At 65.5% G+C, this 18,872-nt stretch carries 6 protein-coding genes; all 6 read left to right on the top strand.

Features of this window, described 5'->3' with window-relative positions:
* Positions 1 to 980: outer membrane porin GjpA (gjpA, locus tag VML93_RS34455; RefSeq protein WP_325617689.1), on the top strand; the 980-nt coding region annotated here is incomplete at its 5' end.
* A gap of 289 nt (positions 981 to 1,269) precedes the next feature.
* Positions 1,270 to 10,491, top strand: a complete 9,222-nt coding sequence (locus VML93_RS34450) for a non-ribosomal peptide synthetase (RefSeq protein ID WP_325617687.1) — start codon at positions 1,270 to 1,272, stop codon at positions 10,489 to 10,491.
* Positions 10,488 to 15,995, top strand: a complete 5,508-nt coding sequence (locus tag VML93_RS34445; RefSeq protein WP_325617685.1) for a non-ribosomal peptide synthetase — start codon at positions 10,488 to 10,490, stop codon at positions 15,993 to 15,995. Before VML93_RS34450 ends, VML93_RS34445 begins: the two co-directional genes overlap by 4 nt.
* Positions 15,992 to 17,092: a saccharopine dehydrogenase NADP-binding domain-containing protein gene (locus VML93_RS34440; RefSeq protein ID WP_325617683.1), complete on the top strand. Its 1,101-nt coding sequence runs from the start codon at positions 15,992 to 15,994 to the stop codon at positions 17,090 to 17,092. Before VML93_RS34445 ends, VML93_RS34440 begins: the two co-directional genes overlap by 4 nt.
* Positions 17,089 to 18,123: a Gfo/Idh/MocA family oxidoreductase gene (locus tag VML93_RS34435; RefSeq protein WP_325617681.1), complete on the top strand. Its 1,035-nt coding sequence runs from the start codon at positions 17,089 to 17,091 to the stop codon at positions 18,121 to 18,123. The genes VML93_RS34440 and VML93_RS34435 overlap by 4 nt, the downstream gene beginning before the upstream one ends.
* Complete coding sequence (locus VML93_RS34430; RefSeq protein WP_325617679.1) at positions 18,120 to 18,872, top strand: thioesterase II family protein; 753 nt, start codon at positions 18,120 to 18,122, stop codon at positions 18,870 to 18,872. Before VML93_RS34435 ends, VML93_RS34430 begins: the two co-directional genes overlap by 4 nt.

Below are 18,872 nucleotides of genomic sequence, written 5' to 3'. Positions count from 1 at the left end.
TCGGCGTCCCAACCGGGGCCATCACCGGTGCACCCGCTGCCGCACCCGCCCTGCTCCAGGGGCTTAATGGCTTCGGCGCCGCCGTCGCCGCCCCCTACCAAACGCTCGCCTCGACCACGGCCACCAACGCGCAGACGGTGTTCGCTGCCTCTCAGCAGGCCCTGAAGAGTCTGTCTGCTGGCATCTCCACTGAGTTCGGACTGCTTACGACTAATCCCGGAGCGTTTGTCGGCAACCTGCAGACCGCGCTGCAGTCGGTGGCACTGGTCGGCGCGCCCGCCGATGTCCAGTCCGCCGTGGTGAACCACACCCTTGGTGGTGTCACAACGATAACCGCCGGCCCTGATAACGGCACACTCGTCCCTGATATACATCTCCATGTTTACCAGGGTCTTGTTGGCACCGGGGATTTCACGCCGCCGTCCGGTCCGGAGGGTGCGTTGGTGTCGGCGCTGGCTAATTTCTCCGCGTCACCGTTGAGCGGGGTGCTCATCGGGGCGCTGGGTCCGGTGGTCAGCCCCGCCGTGGCGCTGTTCAACGAAGGACACGCCATCTTCGCCGACCTCACCGGTGCCACTCCGCATCCGGTGGCCGACCTCGCTGCGCTTCTCGACACGCCCGCCACCGTCACCAACGCGTTCTTCAACGGCGCCACCCTCAACCTCGACCCGCTGGCACCGATCTTCAACCCGTTCGTCAGTGCGGGCGACGACGGTGGAGAGCAACTCAACGGCCTCAGCGTCGCTTTCGGCGGGCTGTTCAGCCCGGGGCAGGTGATCACCGGTGTCAACGGCCCCATGTACTACGGCACCGGTGGCTCGCTCTTCAACTCCCTTGGTCTGGATCTCAGCCTCATCCCGCCCGACGAAGGCGCCGGCGACATCATCGCTGTCCCCGGAATCCCGGTAGGTCCGATCGGTGCCACCGCGGGTCTGATAGATATCTTTGGGCAAGCGCTCGGCGGCAGCCTGCTCAGCTAAATCCTGGCTCGATGTCGGCAGGCCTCCGTTCGGCGCGTCGCCGGCTCATCACCGGCATCGCTAAGGCGTCGTCGATGGTGGTCGGATTGGCGCCTTTCGGCTCTGTCTCGCCGCCAGCGCCGCTACGAAGAAGCCGTTCTGCATATCATTTGCATGTAAGAACTTGCGCCCAGGGTTACCTCTTGTCAGCTGCACGGATTACATGGCAAAGGTGTGGCCTGTGGTAGGCGGGTATGTGGCCGAAAGCTGGCCAGCTCGCCCGCATCGACTCCGATCGGAGGGGTAAGGGATGGTGTTCGCGGCGACCGGGACACCGGAGTCTGGAACCCGAAGTGGTCGGTTCGAGCACGACGGGCCCAGTGCGCCAACGGATGATCGACTCGTCCACGATGTGATCGCCGAGTGGGTCGGCCGCCGTCCCGACGCGGTCGCGCTCCGGATGGTCGACATGGCCGGAACGGATGTGTGGACCTATCGGCGGCTGTGGGACCGCGTCTGCCGGATTCGCGACGGCGCCTTCGCCGATCTCCCGTCCGGCGGGCGTGTGGTGATGGCCCAGGCCGGCGACGCCGACTACGTGGCTGGATTCGTCGCCGCGCTGGCAGCCGGGCTCATCCCGGTTCCGCTGTATCTGCCCTCCGCCGATGCGCCCGAACGGTTTCTCGGACGCGCCCGGCACATACTGCGCGACTGCGAACCGTCGGCCGTGTACACCAGTGCCGACCTTGTCGACGCGCTCGGACGCGATGCCTTGCTGGGCGGGCTTGTCGTCCGGACTCCGGACTCCACCGCCGAAGGCTCGCGGCGACCACCCGCCGACGCGGTACTCACCGCCGGACAAGTCGCGTTCTTGCAGTACACCTCGGGCTCGACCGGGGAGCCGAAGGGGATCGTCAACACTCACGAGTCGATGCTGCATCAGCGCGCTATCGCCTTGGCGCTGTGGAATCGCCCCGATGACATACACACCGTCAGTTGGCTGCCCCTGTATCACGACCTGGGCATCTTCTGGGGGGTCCTGCTGACGCTGGCCACCGGTGGGACCGCGACCGTCATCCCGCCCATAGACTTCGTGCGCAACCCGCGCATCTGGCTGGAAACCGTCGACGAGGTGCGCGGGAACTGGATCGCCGGGCCAGATTTCGGTTACCGACGCTGCATCGACGCTTTCGATGACGCAGCGATCGAATCCCTCGACCTCTCCTGCCTGCGCCTGGCAACCAATGGCGCGGAACCCGTTCGCCCCTCCACTCTGCGCGACTTCGTCGCGAAGTTTGGGCCGGCCGGCTGCCGAGCCGATGCGATGGCGCCCCAATACGGGCTCGCCGAAGCCGGACTGGCAGTCACCGGGACATGCAACCCCCGGCTTTGGGTGCAGGCGAGCTTCGATGCCGAGCAACTCAACCGTGGGCGGGCGGTCGAGGTCAGCGGGCAATCCGCAGAAAGTCGGCGCGCACGCACGCTGGTGAGTTGTGGTGACAACACATTGGGTTGGGATGTGCGCATCGTCGATCCGGAGCGACGCGCAGTCGTCGCCGACGGCGAAGTCGGCGAGGTTTGGGTAGGTGGAACCGGGCTGCCGAAAGGATATTGGCGCCGGCCGGAGCAGACTGCAGAAACATTCGGTGCCAGGACTGCAGACGGTATGGGGCCCTACCTTCGCACGGGTGACGCTGCATTTCGGAGCGCCGGCGAAATGTACATCTGCGGAAGGTATCGGGACCTGATCATCGTCGGTGGCGGCAACTACTTCCCGAACGACATCGAGTCGACCGTGGAAGAGGCGCGCTGCGGTGTTGAAAGTGGAGGCGCTTGCGCAGTCCAGCCCGAGGAATCCACGGCAGCCGACGAGTGGTGGCTGGTCGTGGAGACCGAAGCCCCCGCCGAAGACCTTGACGACATGAGCCGAATACTGCGCCGCAGAATTCTCGCGGTACACCAGACCGCACCGGAGCGCATCGTATGGGTGCGCCCCCGCGTGCTGCCCAGGACAACGTCCGGAAAGATCAGGCGCCGCAAGACGTTTAGCATGCTCAATGCCGGAGAATTCGACGTCGTCTACCAGGGTTCGACCCGACCCGAACCGTCGAGCGCCGACCGGCCGGCGACCGAATTGGCCCAATGCGTCGCTCGCCTGCTCGGCGTACGCGTTCAAGAACTCGATGGTGACGCCGATCTGACCGCACTGGGGCTGACCTCGATGATGACCGCGCAGGTTGTCGAATGGTCGGCAGGGCGTGCACGGCACCTGGACTTCGCCGATCTGTATGCCGAACCGAGGCTGGACAATTGGCAGCAGCTCTACGACGCCTCACCACAGAGGCCGGCGCAAAAGCCAACCGGATCAGACACATTCACCACCACAGCACTGCAACGCGCGTACTGGATCGGCCGGGGTGCAGAACAACCACTCGGCGGAGTGGGCTGCCAAACCTATTTCGAACTCGGTGGCGCCACCGTCGAGCCGCGTCGGCTCGACGCTGCGCTCGACGCGTTGGCGCACCGACACCCAATGCTGCGCAGTAGGTTTCCCGACTTCAACCGATGTCGTATCGCGCCCGAGAACATCCACGCCCCCTTGCGGGTACACGATCTGACCGAGGCTGCCGACGCGACGTGCGACGGGCACCTCGACGAGGTCCGCAACAGGCTGCGCTCGCACCGATTCGACATCGAAACCGGAGACACCTGGCGGGTCGAACTGACCCGCTTACCCGATCATTGCATCGTGCATTTCGCGGTCGATCTCATCATCGCCGATCTGACCAGCATCGGTGTTTTTCTGCATGACCTGGCCGCGCTGTACCGCGGCGACGAACTGCCCGCCGTGTCGGCGACTTTCGGTGATCTTGTCCGGCCGATCTCGTCTCGGCCGTCGCTGCCGGCGGAGGCCGTCGAACGGCTCCCCGAGTGCCCGCAGCTGCCCCGGTCCGAGGAACGCGAAATTTCTTCGGGCTCTTTCCGCCGTGAGCAACACACGCTGGGCACCACGGCGCTCACCGCCCTCGATGCGGCATGCCGGTCCCACGGTGTCACCCGGGCGGCGGCGTTCCTGGCCGCCTACGCCCTGGTGCTGCGACACTGGAGCAGCACCGACGGCTTCCTGATCAACGTGACGACTTTCGGTCGTCCGCCGGGCGTCTCGGACGTGATCGGTGATTTCACCAAGACCCGTCTCTATCGAGCCGGTGTCGACGAGCCGACTGGGTTCGCCGACCAGGCCCGCAGCGCTCAGCGGGGCCTGCGCGCGGCGCTGACAGCGCCCGAATCCACCGAGCTGCTGGCGGCCCAGCTGCAGTCCGGTACCGGGCACAGCGGAATCGCCCCGGTCGTGTTCACTTACGTGGCTGACACAACTGTCTTGCAGCAACGCGACGCCGAAACACTGGGTTTCCCAGGAGAAATGGCATCGAGGACACCTCAGGTGATCATCGACAATCAAGTGGGCGCCGTCTCCGATGCCTCAGACACCCTCATCGTGTCGTGGGATTACCGTGCGGGCTGTTTTCCGCCCGGTGTCGTCGCGGACATGTTCGGTGCCTACATCCACCTGCTAGAAAGTCTGGGCACTCGCGACTGGTCCGCGCCCCCGATAATCGAACTGCCGCAGCACTCGCGACTGATCCGCCGACAACGCAACGCCGCCGCCGCCCCGAGGCCCGACGGGCTGCTTTACGAGGCGTTCCGCGCGCAGGCTCAGGGCGATCCAACCCGGATCGCGCTGCGCTGGGCGGCAGGAGAATTCGACGGCCGACCCTACGGTGACCCGATCGCGGCGGCACACTCGCAGTTGTCCTACGGCGCACTCGACGAGCTTGCGCGCAGAGCCGCAGGGGTGCTGGCCGATCGCCATGCCCCGGGCTCGATCATCGGAATACAGCTGGCAAAGGGTCCCGCTCAGGTCGTAGCCGTGCTCGGGGTGTTGATGGCCGGCTGCAGCTTCCTCCCGGTTGGTGTGGACCAGCCCGACGACCGGTTCGCCCGCATTTGCGCTCTATCCGGCATGTCGGGGTTGATCCGCTCGAAACACGCGGAAAACAAGGTGGCCCAAGCCGGCCCGCCGGTTCACGACATCGGGTCGATGATCCGGTGTGCTCCGAGGGAGCCGGTTCGTGTGGAGCCGGACAGTACGGCCTACGTGATCTACACATCCGGCTCCACCGGCGAACCGAAGGGCGTGCTGGTCTCCCATGCGGCCGCGCTGAACACGATCGTCGACGTGAACCGGCGCAACCGGATCGGCAGCACCGATTCACTGCTGGCGGTGTCGGCGTTGGACTTCGACCTCAGTGTGTACGACATTTTCGGTCCGCTCAGCTGTGGCGCCAGTGTGGTGACCATATCGGAGCGGTCCCGTCGCGACGCATTCCGCTGGAACGCGTTGATCGCCGAATTTGCGATCACCGTATGGGATTCCGTTCCCGCGTTGATGGACATGTTGCTGATCGCGGCGGGAGAGGGACCCGCCGTGCTGCCGAGTTTGCGGTCGGTGTTTCTCTCCGGCGACTGGATCCCGCTGGACATGCCACGGCGGCTGCACCACGCCGCCCCGGGTGCGCGCCTGGTCGCGATGGGTGGGGCGACCGAGGCCGCGATTTGGTCCAACGAGTTCGTCTTGCCGCCAAGGGTCGACGTCGACCCCGACTGGGTGTCGGTCCCGTACGGGTATCCGTTGTCCAACCAGATGTTTCGGGTTGTCGACAACGTCGGCCACGACCGCCCCGACTACGTCGAAGGTGAGTTGTGGATCGGTGGGGCGGGTGTTGCACATGGCTATCACAACGCGCCCGCGCTTACCGCCGAGCGGTTCGTGGTGGACGAGACGGGGTGCCGGTGGTACCGGACCGGCGATCTCGGTTGTTACTGGCACGACGGCACGTTGCAGTTTCTGGGGCGCGTCGATTCGCAAGTCAAGATCCGTGGCCACCGTGTGGAGTGTGGTGAGATCGAGTACGTTTTGCGCGGGCACCCCTTGGTCGACACCGCTGCGGTGGTGCCGATTCACGGAAACACGGCGTTGGGCGCGGTCGTCGTCTCGGTTTGCGGTGCTTTAGAAGTCACCGAATTCACTGATTCGGCCGCGGTCGAGCTGCGCGCCTACCTCGCGGCTCGGTTACCGCCTTACATGATTCCGAAATCGTTCGTCTACCGCACCGAGCTGCCGCTCACCGGAAACGGCAAGGTCGATCGTCGTAGGGCCGCCACCGAAGTGGAGACTTTCGCGAAAGCGGTGACAACCCGGCAGCCGGCCGCCGGGCTGAGCCCGGTCGAACAGCTGGTCGCCGAGGTGTGGTCCGACGTGCTCGGAACGCCGATCACAAGCCGAGACGACAACTTCTTTCAGCGCGGCGGCGACAGTCTGCGCGCAACAGAGGTAGCCGCCCAGCTGAAACGCAAGGGAGTGCTCGGAGCGGAAGTCGGTCAACTGCTCGGGCGACAAACGCTCGGCGAGTTCAGCTCGGCGTGCATTGTCGGTGCCGTTCCGCACGACCCGGCTGATCGGGTCGTCGAGTCGGTGGGGCGCGAAACGGAGTTTCCGTTGAGCCGCCTGCAGCAGGCGTATGTGCTCGGCAGCGCGGGGTTGAACGGAAGCACCCGCGCCCCAACCTACTTCGCTTTGGTACTGGAGAGTGTGTCGCAGGACGGCATAGACCTCGACCGGTTCGCAGCCGTCGTCACAGGATGTGTCGACGAATTCGCGATTCTGCGCTGCGCATTGGCCGCCGACACCAGCCAGCGCGTGCACGCGGACGCCGGCAACGTGGCCGTCCATGTTTTTGACGCTGCCGGCCCGGACGCGTTGATACAACACATGGCAGAAGCGCCCTTCGATCCGAGGGCAGTTCCGGTCATCCAGTGTTTTGCTCTGTCCGGCTCGTCGCGGCAGGTGGGTCTGCTGGTCAACTACCTGAGCCTGGATGCCCGCAGCCTGGCCACCGTCATCGCGACGATCATCGCCGACTACCAGCAGATGCCCCGACCACTCGAGATTGATGGCAGCGCTGAGATTTTCGCTCGCTTCGCCGCCGAAAGCCAAGGCAGCGACAATGTGGTCAGCCACGAGATCAGCGGGCCGCCGGTGCTGCCGCTCGGCGAGCGGATCGACTCGGCTGCCCGGGTCGGCTTTGCGCGGTCGAGTTTCACCCTGGACTCGCACACGTTCGGCGTCCTGCGCGAACGGGCTTCGCAGCTGCGTGTCACTCCTACCGCGCTGATCTTCGAAGCGTTCACCGGCGCGCTGCATTCGATCGGCGCCGGCGAGCGGTTCGCGATCGTCGTTCCCAAGTCGCACCGACCCGACTATGCCCCGGCTGACCGTGAGGCGCTGGGTAATTTCACCCGACTGGCGTTGTGCGACATCGACTACGGCACAGCGCAACCCGGTTCGCTGGATGCGATCACGGCCGCCCACCAGCAACTGTGGCGTGCGGTCGGCGGCGGCGGTGATGCAACCGGGCACCTCGCGGCGCTGCGCTCAGCGGGTTCGGCCGGGTACCCGGTCGTGTTCACCAGCACGCTCGGCCTCGCCTCGCACGGACCGGCCGAACTGTCGCATATCCGCACGTTGACCCAGACCCCAGGGGTCTGGCTGGACTGCCAGGTCGAGGACAACGCGGGCGGCGCCCGGATCAGCTGGGACGTTGCCACCGGCATCATCTCCAATGAGCCACTGGCGGCGGCATTTTCGCACTTTGAGCGTGGGGTGCGCCGGCGCGCCGGGGAGGCCGATGAGGTCGTCGGGCGGGCGTCGTCGCTGGCTCCGCGGCTCGGGGACTCCGAGTGGGCCAGCGCCGTGATCGCCGCCGCGGCCGGTCTGTGCGAAGCCGAACGGGTGCGCCCGGAGTTCGCGGAGCTGGTGCGGCGCTGGCGGCAACTGGCGAATACTCAGGCAGCGGGCCACGATACGGGCCGCGCGGCTCGGAGGTTGGCCGACATTGTGACCGGGGCGGCCTCGCCACAGACGCTGGTGGGCGACCCGCAGCTCGCCCCGGAGGCGATGCTGCTCGCTGACGAGCGGCTGCAATGGGCACTCGACGATCTCAGCGAGCGCATCTTCGAGCATTCGCGAAAAGTCGGCCGGCGGCTCCGCATCATGGAAATTGGGTCGCGGACCGGGTTGATCACCCAACGGCTCGCCGAGATGGTCGGCGCGGTCGTTGATGAGTACCTGTGCTTCGAGCCGAACCCCGTTCTGGCGGAAATCGCTGCCGGGCGGACTGTCAAAACAGTCACTCGGCGGATCACTTCGCCTCAGCTGATGGCGGCTACAAGCGTGGATGTCGTGGTCTGTTGTGCGTCACTGCACCAGCTTCTCGACGCGGGGCCAATACTCGACGCGACCACGGTGACCGAAGGCGGCTGGCTGTGGGTGGCCGAGAGCTGCGAGGTCACCTCGGCGACGCTGGCCAGCGCGGCCGTCCTCAACCCGGGCCTGCTATCGATTGGGTCGTCGCGCGCAGCCGACCAGTGGTGGCGGTTCATTGCAGAACACCGCTGGCAGCCGGTACGGATGACGCAGGACGGCCCGGGCCTGACGATCGTGGCGCACCGGCATCAGAGGCCTTCGCGGCCCCAGGCAGTGCCCCGTGCCGAGATCGGAGCGCAAGCTGCGGCGCCGGACCGAAAGGACGTGGTCGACGAGTCGGTGCTCGCCGTGATAGCGGGGATCTGGCAGCGGCAGCTGAATATCGCGGGGCCCGCCCTACCCACCGCTTCCGACGATTTCTTCCTGCTTGGCGGCGACAGTCTGGTGGCGACCCGGGTCTACGCCGAGCTGCAGGCCGCCGGCTTCGGTCAGCTGGCCCTTGTCGACCTGTTCAACTACCCGGTGCTCGGTGAGCTCGTCGCGCATGCCGGCGCGCCGATCTCACCGCAGTCCGCGCAGAATCAGGCGGTAACGCAACCCGACGACGGAAGCGACTTTCCACTCACCGTCGTCCAGCGGGCATATCTGGCCGGCCGGGTAGGCGGGTTCCTGCTCAGCGGCGTTGCGGCGCACTGCTATTTCGAGTTCGAGGCCAACGATTTCGACCGGTCCAGGTTCGAGGCGGCCGCGCGGCAACTCATCGAGCGCCATCCCGGATTGCGCACCACGGTGACTACCGCGACGGACGGCGCTCAGCCGCCGCACTTTCGCGCCGTCGTGCACCCAGCGCCGATCGAACCCGTCGTCTGCGAATACGACGACGTGCGGGCGCGGATGCGTGATCAGGTCATCGACGTCACGGCGCGACCCGGGATCGACTTCGGGGTCCAGGTATCCCACCGGAGTGGACAGCAGGGGCGTGGCATTGTCGGGATCAGCATGGACAACATCATGCTCGACGGCACCAGCATGATGATCGCCCTTGCGCAGCTGAATCATCTTTACCGGGGCGGGAACGTTGATGAATTACCGCCATTGAAAACATCTTTCGCGCAGTATATCTGCAGCCACCCCGGGTTGTGGCCCGACGCCGACGAATCGGCGCTGCCCCCGCTCGCAGCCAGCCGCGACTACTGGCGCGCGCGCCTGCCATCGTTGCCGCCGGCGCCGGAGCTGGCTCCCATCCAGGTGATTCTCGATATCGACAAGCCGGTGTTCGAGCGGGTAGAAGCCGTTGTCGTCCAAGATGATTGGGGGAGAATCACGCAGCAATGTCGGACCGAAAGGGTGACCGCCGCTTCGTTCCTGCTGGCCAACTACGCACGGGCACTGGCTCAGTGGAGCAGAACCGCTCACTTCTGTGTCAACGTAACTCTCTTCGACCGGGATCCCACCGTTCCGGGGATCGAGGACATCATCGGCGACTTCACGTCGCTGCTGCTATTGGAGTGCCACGTCGATCCGACCATGTCGATTTGGGAACAGGCACGTCAACTGCAGCGGCAGCTGATAACCGACCTGCCCCACCGCGGCGCGGACGCGGTATGGCTGCAGCGTGAGCTGTTGCGCCACCATGGCCGGCCCGTAGACGCGCTATTTCCGGTGGTCTTCACCAGTGGACTCGGACTGATCGACACTTCGGGTCGATCGCCATTCGATTTCGGCGCACTGGTGTTCGGCGTTTCGCAGACACCGCAGACGGTGCTGGACTTCCAGATGTGGGAGCAGGCCGGATCGCTGTCGTTGTCGTGGGACGTCGTCACGCAGGCGATTCCGGTGGACGTGGCGCGGCGCAACCTCGACATGATGGTCGACGCCATGGTCGGCGCCGTCACTGCGATCCCGGACCCAGCACAGCCGGACGGCCCCGGAACGGGTGATGAATTCGTCGAACGTGTCTTGAGGATCTGTGCGGCGGCCCTCGGCCTGCCGCAGGTCGAGCCGACCGACAACTTCTTCCAGCTTGGTGGCGACTCGACTACCGCGACCAGGGTGGTGGAGCAGATAAGCCGCGATGTGTCAGCCACAGCGACGCTGCGACTGCTGTTCGAGAAGCCCGTAATCGGGGAATTCGCAGAGCAACTCAGGGCACTCGTCGTTGAGAACTCGGCCTTCGAACCAGACATTGAAGAGGGTGTGTTGTGAGCGCCGCGGAGCTGATCGACCAGGCGCGCCGCCTCGGCGTGCAGCTATGGGTCGACGGTGAGAATTTGCGCTTTCGCGCACCGCAAGGCGTTCTGCGCGCAGACCTGAAAGCGCAACTGGCCGCGGCCAAGGCAGACGTCATCGCGGAGCTGACACGCGAGTCGGAGCTGTTGCGCGCACCGCAGGACAGGTTCGAGCCGTTTCCGCTCACCGATGTGCAGGCTGCGTATTCCGTCGGACGCACGTCGGCATTCCGCTGGGGCGGTGTCGGCTGTCACGGGTATGCGGAGTTCGCCGTTGACCACTCCGTGGCGACACCAACCGCGCAGGCGTATCGGTCGGCGTGGCGCAAGGTCGTCGACGCGCACGACATGCTGCGCTGCGTCGTCCACCCCGACGGCTACCAGATCATCTGCTCCGACCTTTCCGACGGCCTGACGGTCCACGAAAACTCCGATCGTCAGCACATCGGCCGCGAGCGCATGCGCATCGGGGAGGAGCTGAGGAACCGCACATACCCGCTGGGCGAAGGGCCGATGTATGACATCGTGGTCACGATCGGCCCGGAAGACACCGTGCTACACGTTTCGGTTGATCTGCTGATCGCCGATTTCGTCAGCATCTTCATCTTGATGAACGATTTCGGGCGGTGTCTGCTCGATCCGGAATATTCTCCTCCCGCAGTCGATTTCAGCTTCCGTGAATACCTGCTGAACCTCACCCGCTACCGCAACTCGGTGGGCGGATCCCTTCGTCGACAACGAGACCTGGACTACTGGCGGGGCCGGCTCGATCAGCTTCCGCCCCCGCTTTCGTTGCCGCTGCTGCCGACTGTCAGCGGGTCGGCGACTGAAGGGTCTGCAGCCGCGCCCACCTTCTCGCGGCGGTCGATGCGGTTGCCGGCCAACAAGTTCGCGGCCTTCACCCGCTGCGCGACCGAGCACGGCGCCACCGCCAGCGTGGCGATCACGGCGGCATTCGGCAGTGTCCTGGGACGCTACGGCGATCGCGACCATTTCCTGCTGACGCTGACGACGATGGCCCGCCATCCGTTCACCCCTGAAGTCGACCGTCTGGTCGGGGACTTCACCGGGACCAATGTGTTGGAAGTAGACGTCCGTGGGCAGCGCACGTTCGCCGAGCTACTGTATGCGATCGGCGGGCGCCTCTTCGATGACATGGACCATGCGATGATCGGTGGCGTGCACATCGCGCGCATGCTGGCGCGAAGTGACGAAAACCGGGGGGAGCACTCGCCCGTGGTGCTCACGTCGACCCTGGGTGCCGGCACTCAGGACGCAACCGCCTTATCCTCTTTCCTGCGCCCTATTCCGGGCCGGGGACTCAGCCAAACCCCGCAGGTGCTGCTGGATTGCCAGGTATTCGAGATCGACGGTGCGTGCGAGGTCAACTGGGACACCCGCGACGAGGTGGTCAGCGCCGCGGTGCTCGACCGCGCATTTGCCGATTTCCGCGGTGCCCTGGAGACGCTGAGCACCGACCCCCTCGCCTGGGATCGCCCGTTGCTGCCGGTGGTTGCCCCCGAACTCACCCGGGTAGAACGGCCGCCGAGCGGCGAGTCCGCGCTGCTGCATTCCGGTTTCCTGCATCATGCGGCGCAGACTCCGGATTCGGTGGCGATCCGCTGCGGTGATCGGGCCACAACCTACGGTGAGTTGCTCGCCGCTGCCCGTTCGGTCGCCGCCGAGTTGTCGGCGGCCGGTGTCGATACCGGCGACCGTGTCGGAATTCGCTTGCCGGAGGGCCCAAGCCAGGTCGCGGCGATCCTGGGCACTTTGCTTGCCGGTGCCGCATACGTGCCGCTCGACGTGACGTGGCCGGAGCGCCGGAGCGCGCAAATCACCGAGCAGTGTTCGCTTGCTGTGCTGTGCGAACCCGGTGGACGGGTCGATGAGTTGCTGGCCGACGCCGCGGCGTGGCTGCCGCGCGCAGCGACGGCGGACACGACCGTAGCGCCGGCGGTTCCGGACCACACGGCCTACGTCATCTTCACGTCGGGTTCCACCGGAACGCCGAAGGGAGTCATGGTAAGTCACCGTGCCGCGATGAATACCGTCGACGATGTCAACGACCGGCTGAACATCCGCGCGACCGACTCGGTGCTCGCCGTGTCGCAACACACGTTCGATCTGTCCGTTTACAACATCTTCGGTATTCTCGCCGCCGGCGGCGCCATCGTATTCCCCGAAGGTAGCGCGCGCAGCAACGCGCAAGCATGGTTCGACGCCATCTCGAAGCACCATGTCACCGTGTGGAATTCCGTTCCTGCGCAGATGCAGCTTCTGCTGGACCATGCCGGTGATCGGGGCACGCTACCATCGCTGCGGCGAATCATGTTGTCGGGGGACTGGATTCCGGTGTCCCAGCCCAAGCAAATCGCATCGCTGGCGCCGGGAGCTTCGATGCTCAGCCTCGGTGGTGCGACCGAAGCAGCGATCTGGTCGATCTGTTATCCGCTGGACGCACGGCGGTATGCGCGCAGCGTGCCGTACGGGACGGCGATGCGCAACCAAAGCGTGCACGTCCTGACCCACCGCGGTGAGCCGGCAGCACCGTGGCAGGTCGGTGAGATACACATCGGCGGACTAGGTCTCGCGCAAGGCTATCTCGGTGACCCGGCGCGCACCGCAGCGGCGTTCATCGAGCATCCGGTCAGTGGTGAGCCGCTGTACCGAACCGGCGATTACGGACGAGTCACCGACGAAGGTGTGATCGAATTGCTCGGCCGCCGAGACAACCAGATCAAGATTCGCGGTCACCGAATCGAATTGGCGGAAGTGGATTCGGAATTGTGCGGCCTGCCCGGGGTCCAGGTGGCGATGAGTGTCGCGATCGGCCAGACAAGGCACGATCGGGCCATCGCGGCCGCGGTGGTTCCCGGGGCCGCAGGCGACGACGAGGAATCCGAACGCCGTTGCAGCGCAGCGGCGGTACGCCGCGCCATGGAAGAGGCGCATCGATCCCAGACCTCCGATCTTGATACCCAGAAGCTGCTCCGATTCGCCTCCGCGGCTCGCGCGGCCGCGGTCGACAGCATGTGTGCGGCGCTGGGCACCGCGGCGCTCCCCGGCGAACGGATCACGGTCGAGGAAATCGCTCTCCGGTTGTCGCTGCCGGACCGGCTAAGGCGCCTATTCTGGCGCTGGCTTGACGTGCTTGTCGACGAGGGCCGGGTGACGATGCATCCCGGATCGACACTGGAACTGAAGGAACACCATCAACTTTCGGACTGTGTGGCGTACTGGCAGCAGGTGCGTAGGTTGGGCGCGGCCGTCGACTACGGCGACGACTTATTGGCGTATGTGGGGGAATGCATCCAGAACCTGCCTGGCCTGCTGGCCGGCACCGTCGATCCACTCGGGCTGTTCTTCCGAGAGGGAACCGTGGACACCGCGACGGCCGCTTACCGCGACAACCTAGTCAGCACATACGCAAACCGGCTGGTCGTATCCGGCCTGACCGCCCGCGCTGCACGCGCGAGCCCGGCAACCTCGCAGCGGCCGCTGCGGGTCTTGGAGGTGGGGGCTGGTGTCGGCGGCACCAGCGCGGGCCTGGTCGCCGCGCTTGCGCCCTACGACGTGCAGTACACGTTCACCGACGTTTCGAACTTCTTCCTCGCGCAGGGCCGCGAGATGTTCGCCGATCACGATTTCATCGACTACCGGATGTTCGACATCAATCGGCCGCCTGCGGCGCAGGGCTTTTCGGCATGCTCGTTCGATGTCGTCGTCTGCGCCAATGTGCTGCACAATGCGGTCAACGTCGACGACGCGCTGGCGATGCTGGACCGTTTGCTGGCGCCTGGTGGGTCGATGGTCTTCATCGACGCCACCGCTATCAACCACCCGCTGATGATCTCGATGGAATTCAAAGAAGGCCTGCACGGGTTCACCGACGCGCGTGCGGGTACGAACGCGGCATTTCTCACGTATGAGCAATGGCACAGCGCCCTTGCGCGATCACCGTTCGGCGAGGTGCAGAGTTTCCCGCCGCCCGATCATCCACTGGCGTGGCTCGGCCAGCACGTGTTCTGGTGTGATTCCGCGTCCACCGCGCATTCGCTGTGGCCCGCGGAGGTGATCGAGCGAGCCCGGCAGGTAGTTCCGAACTACATGGTGCCGCAGCAGGTCATCTGCCTGCCGGCGCTGCCGCTGATGGCCAACGGCAAGATCGATCGGACGGCGGTGACGGCCGAACTCGAGGCGCTTCGGACCGCGGGACGTGCTCGCGACCATGACGCGAACGGGCAGTCAGGAAGGCTGGACGCGATGCAGTCGCGCATCGCAGCTATCTGGGCCGCGGTGCTCGGGCTGGGGTCCAGCCAATCGTTGTCGCCGACATCGGACTTTTTCGCCCTGGGCGGCGACTCTCTGCTGATGGCCCAGGCGATCGGCCGGATTCGCCGCGAGATCGCCGAAGCCTCCCGGTTGGCCTGGGATGATCTGCTCCGCGCAATGGTTTCCAATCCCACCCTGGCCGCAGCCGCCGAGGCGGTGGCGCGGCCGCCGACGGCGTCCGAGCTGACCGCTCCCGGCTACGATGGGGCCGATTCGCCACTGGTGTATCTGGGTGCCGGCCAAGGTTTTACCTCGGGTACCGAGATCGCGGTGTGTGTGCACGACGGCAGCGGGGGATTGGCTCCCTACGGACAGCTGGTCCCATACTTGCAGGCGGCGGGCGACCGGGTGCCCGATCTGTATGGGGTGCGCAGAGTTCCGGGCGATGCCTACTCCCAGATCGCCCCGGCGGAGCTGTTCACCACGTTGGCGGCACGCTACAGCGCCCCGATTGTCGCCTTGGCGCCCAGCAAGGTTCACTTGCTCGGCTACTGCATGGGTGGACTGCTGTCAGCCGAGATCGCGAAGTGTCTGGAAGAATCCGGCATCGACGTCGGCACCGTGACCGTGGTCAGCTCCTACCGGGTCCCGATGGACGTCGAAGACGATGACATTCTGGACTACTGCTTCGCCCAGATCATGGGTGTATCACCGGAAGTTCTCGGGATGCAGGTCGATGACGATGCGGTCCGCGGCGCCTTCACGCGCGCCAGGGCGCGCTATGTCGACGTGATACCGGCTGGTGCCCTGCGCGGCGCTGCCGAACCCGTGCTTGCGGCAAGCCTCGAGCAGAGCGCGGAAGCAGGGGAGCCACGGCTGAAACTGTTGGCGGAATCGGGTGTTCTGGGCGATTTATGGGACGTCGACTCGCTCACTGAGCTGCGGTCAATGTTCGTGCACAGCCTACGCGCAGTGGTGCACGGGGCGGCCGAGCCGTTTCTCGGCGATGTCCACTTTCTGCGCCAAAGCGGCGACATCCATTTCCTGCCGACGCTGCAGGAAGACATGACCGCATTCTGGGCGGAATACTGCCTTGGCACGTTGACCATCAGCACCATCGACGGCAACCACTTCGACTGTCTGACTGGCGAAAACGCACAGTCCGTGGCCAAGCTGCTGGTGGATTCCTGGACCACAGACGCGTGAAGACTGTATTGCTGTTCGGCAGCACCGGAGCCGTCGGGACAGGTTGCCTCGACATTCTGACCCGACGCGGCGATCTATCTCTGGTGATCGCGGGCCGCGACAAGGCGCGGTTGCGCGACGTGGCCTCGGCCGTGCAGGCCGATGTGGAGATGGTGGCCCTCGACGTTACCGATGTGGCAGCCGTGAGCGCTGCGGCTGCGGGCTGCGACGTCGTCGTCAACTGCGCCGGACCGTCGCAACGGCTCAGCGCGAAGGTCGCCGGTGCCGCCATCGCTGCCGGTGTGCCCTACGTCGATCCCGGCGGTGACCACGCACTGCTCGACCGGCTCGCGGCGGCGGCGCCCGCCGTCCCCGTTGTGCTGCAAGCAGGTGTGCAGCCCGGCCTCTCCGGATTGCTGCTGCGCGTGCTCGCACTGCACCACGCCGACAAGATCGATGGCCTCACCGCATGGTGCGGCGGATTGCAGTATCTGACGCCGGCATCGGTGCTGGAATATCTGGCCAGCCTGCAGGACACGCGCAGCCACCCGGGCGCTGCGCTGCGCGGCGGGGTGATCCGGCGTGTCGGCCGTGACGAGTGCAAACCGGCTCCGGCGGAGTACTTTCCGGACTCTGTCACCGTGCATCCGCACCTTGATGCCGAGACCGTCGCGGTGGCGGAGCATCTCGGCATTGGCGATATCTGCTGGATGAATGTGTTCGACGGTGTCCACACGACGCGCGCGATGCAGCTGTTGGCGGTTGACGATGAACGGCCACTCGACCTGGGTTCCGTGCAAGCGGCGGCCAAACTGGACCTCTTCGGCCGCCGACCCTACTTCGCGATCGTCACCAGCGCTCGCGGCGGTGCCGTCGGCTCCAGAAGCGTAGCGTTCACCTGTCCGGACAGCTATCGCGTCACCGGAGCGTTGGCGGCGTTTGCGGCGCAACGCATTGCGGACATGCCCGCCGGTGCCCAGGCGTTCTGGAGCATCGGTGAGCCGCGGCGGGTGCTGGAGTTCTTGACCGAGGCCGTGCCCGAGGCGGAGGTATCGTTCGCCGATGACTCGGCAACCGCCAACCCACAGCTGACGCTGATGGACGAAGGCTCGCTGTGACCGCGGGTCAGCGCCCGCGGGCAGTTGTTGTCGGAGCGACATTCGGCGCGGTGTACGCCGAGGCTTTGGCGGGACCGCACTCGCCGGTCGAGTTGGTCGGAGTGGTGTCCACCGGGTCGAAGGCGTCGGCAGATCTGGCAGATCGGCTCGGGGTGTCGTTGCATGTGGGGCTGGACAGCATGCCCAGTGTCGACGTCGCGTTTGTGGTGGTGCGCTCGGGCGTGGTGGGCGGCGAAGGTGCTCAGATCGGCGAACGGTTGCTCGGCAAGGGCATTCACGTGATGCAGGAGCAGCCTGTTCATGCCGACGAGATTTTGTCCTTATTGCGTGTCGCGAAGGCGAATTCGTCGCTCTACGCAGTGAACGATTTCTACAGCCGCATCGCGCCAATGCGCCAATTCATCTGCGCTGCACAGGCTCTCAACAAGATATCGCGGATCCGCTACGTCCATGCCCGCTCGTCGATCCACGTCGTCTACCCTTTGTTCACAATTCTCAGTAGGCTCGTCGGCCCGCTGACACCGGCGCGGATCACGGTGCCACAGCAGTCGGAAGGAGCCGCGAGTTCGTTTGTCGCCGGTCGTATGGCTCTCGGCGACGTGACGGTCGATTTGTTGATTCAAAACGAACTGTGCGCCAACGACCCCGACAATCATGCGCGGCTGATGCACACCGTGACCGTAGGATCCGACGCCGGAGAGTTGGTGCTTGCCCACACCCATGGGTCGACTCGGTGGCATCGACGTCCACGCGCGGACGCCGGTGCGACGGATGCGCCGATCGCCGAACGTGTCGGTGTCGACTTCGAACCGACCACCGCGGAGGTGCGAAACGAGCTGTGGCCGGACGCAATTCGGCTGGCAGCAGCTGACTTCATCGAGTCGATCCACCGATCTCGCACCATGGTTTCGCAGAGGTTCGTCCGTGCCACCCGGTTATGGTCGGACTTCACCTCAGCCATGGGGCCGGCGACGTTGATCGAACCGGAACCGCCAACACTGGTTTCGGCTTCGGAATTGGTTGCTCCATGACTCCCCGCGTCCGGGCGTTGTCGCCCTCGACATCGGGCAATCATGCCGTCGTCGTATTCCCGCATGCTGGCGGCAGTCCCCGCTCCTTCATCTCATGGTGTCGGGACCTCCCGTTGGGGATTGACCTCTACGGCGTCACCTACCCGGGGCGGGACCTGCTGCTCGACGAGCCCGCACCGGCAACGTTGGTCGAACTGGCATCAGAGTGCGCTACCGAGTTGGAGCCGGTCATCCCATCGGCGCATTCGGTGGTGATGTTCGGCCACTCGATGGGTGCCTATGTCGCGTTCGAGGCAACCCGATCGCTGGAGCGGTCAGGAGTCGCTTTGACCGCGTTGGTCGTGTCCGGAGCCGAGGCCCCGCATTTCGGCACCGAGCAGATCTGGCATCGCGCTTGTGACGATGACCTGGTTCGGCGCATCGGCGAACTGGATGTCCGCAGCCGGGAGGCGCTCGCGGTGCCCGAGCTGCGACGGATGTTCTTGCCCACGATCCGAGGCGACTACCGCCTGGTCGAGAACTACCGGGCCCGGCCGAATCCGCAACTGTCGTGCCCCATTCACACCCTGTACGGCGAATCGGATCCCGAAGTGAGCGTGCCGCATTCGGCGGCATGGGCCGCGTACACGCGAGCCGACTGGCATGTCCGGTCTTTTCCCGGTGACCATTTCTATCTCAACGCCCATACAGCCCAGGTTGTCGCTTACGTATCCGACATCCTGAAGCGCTCGAGGCCATGCCACATTTGA

This window comes from Mycobacterium sp. (assembly GCF_035499775.1).
GTDB lineage: Bacteria > Actinomycetota > Actinomycetes > Mycobacteriales > Mycobacteriaceae > Mycobacterium.
This window is presented reverse-complemented; position numbering and strand designations above follow the sequence as displayed.

Coding starts and splice junctions, on each gene's coding strand:
- VML93_RS34450 (WP_325617687.1), top strand. CDS start 1,270: ATGGTGTTCGCGGCGACCGGGACACCGGAGTCTGGAACCCGAAGTGGT.
- VML93_RS34430 (WP_325617679.1), top strand. CDS start 18,120: ATGACTCCCCGCGTCCGGGCGTTGTCGCCCTCGACATCGGGCAATCAT.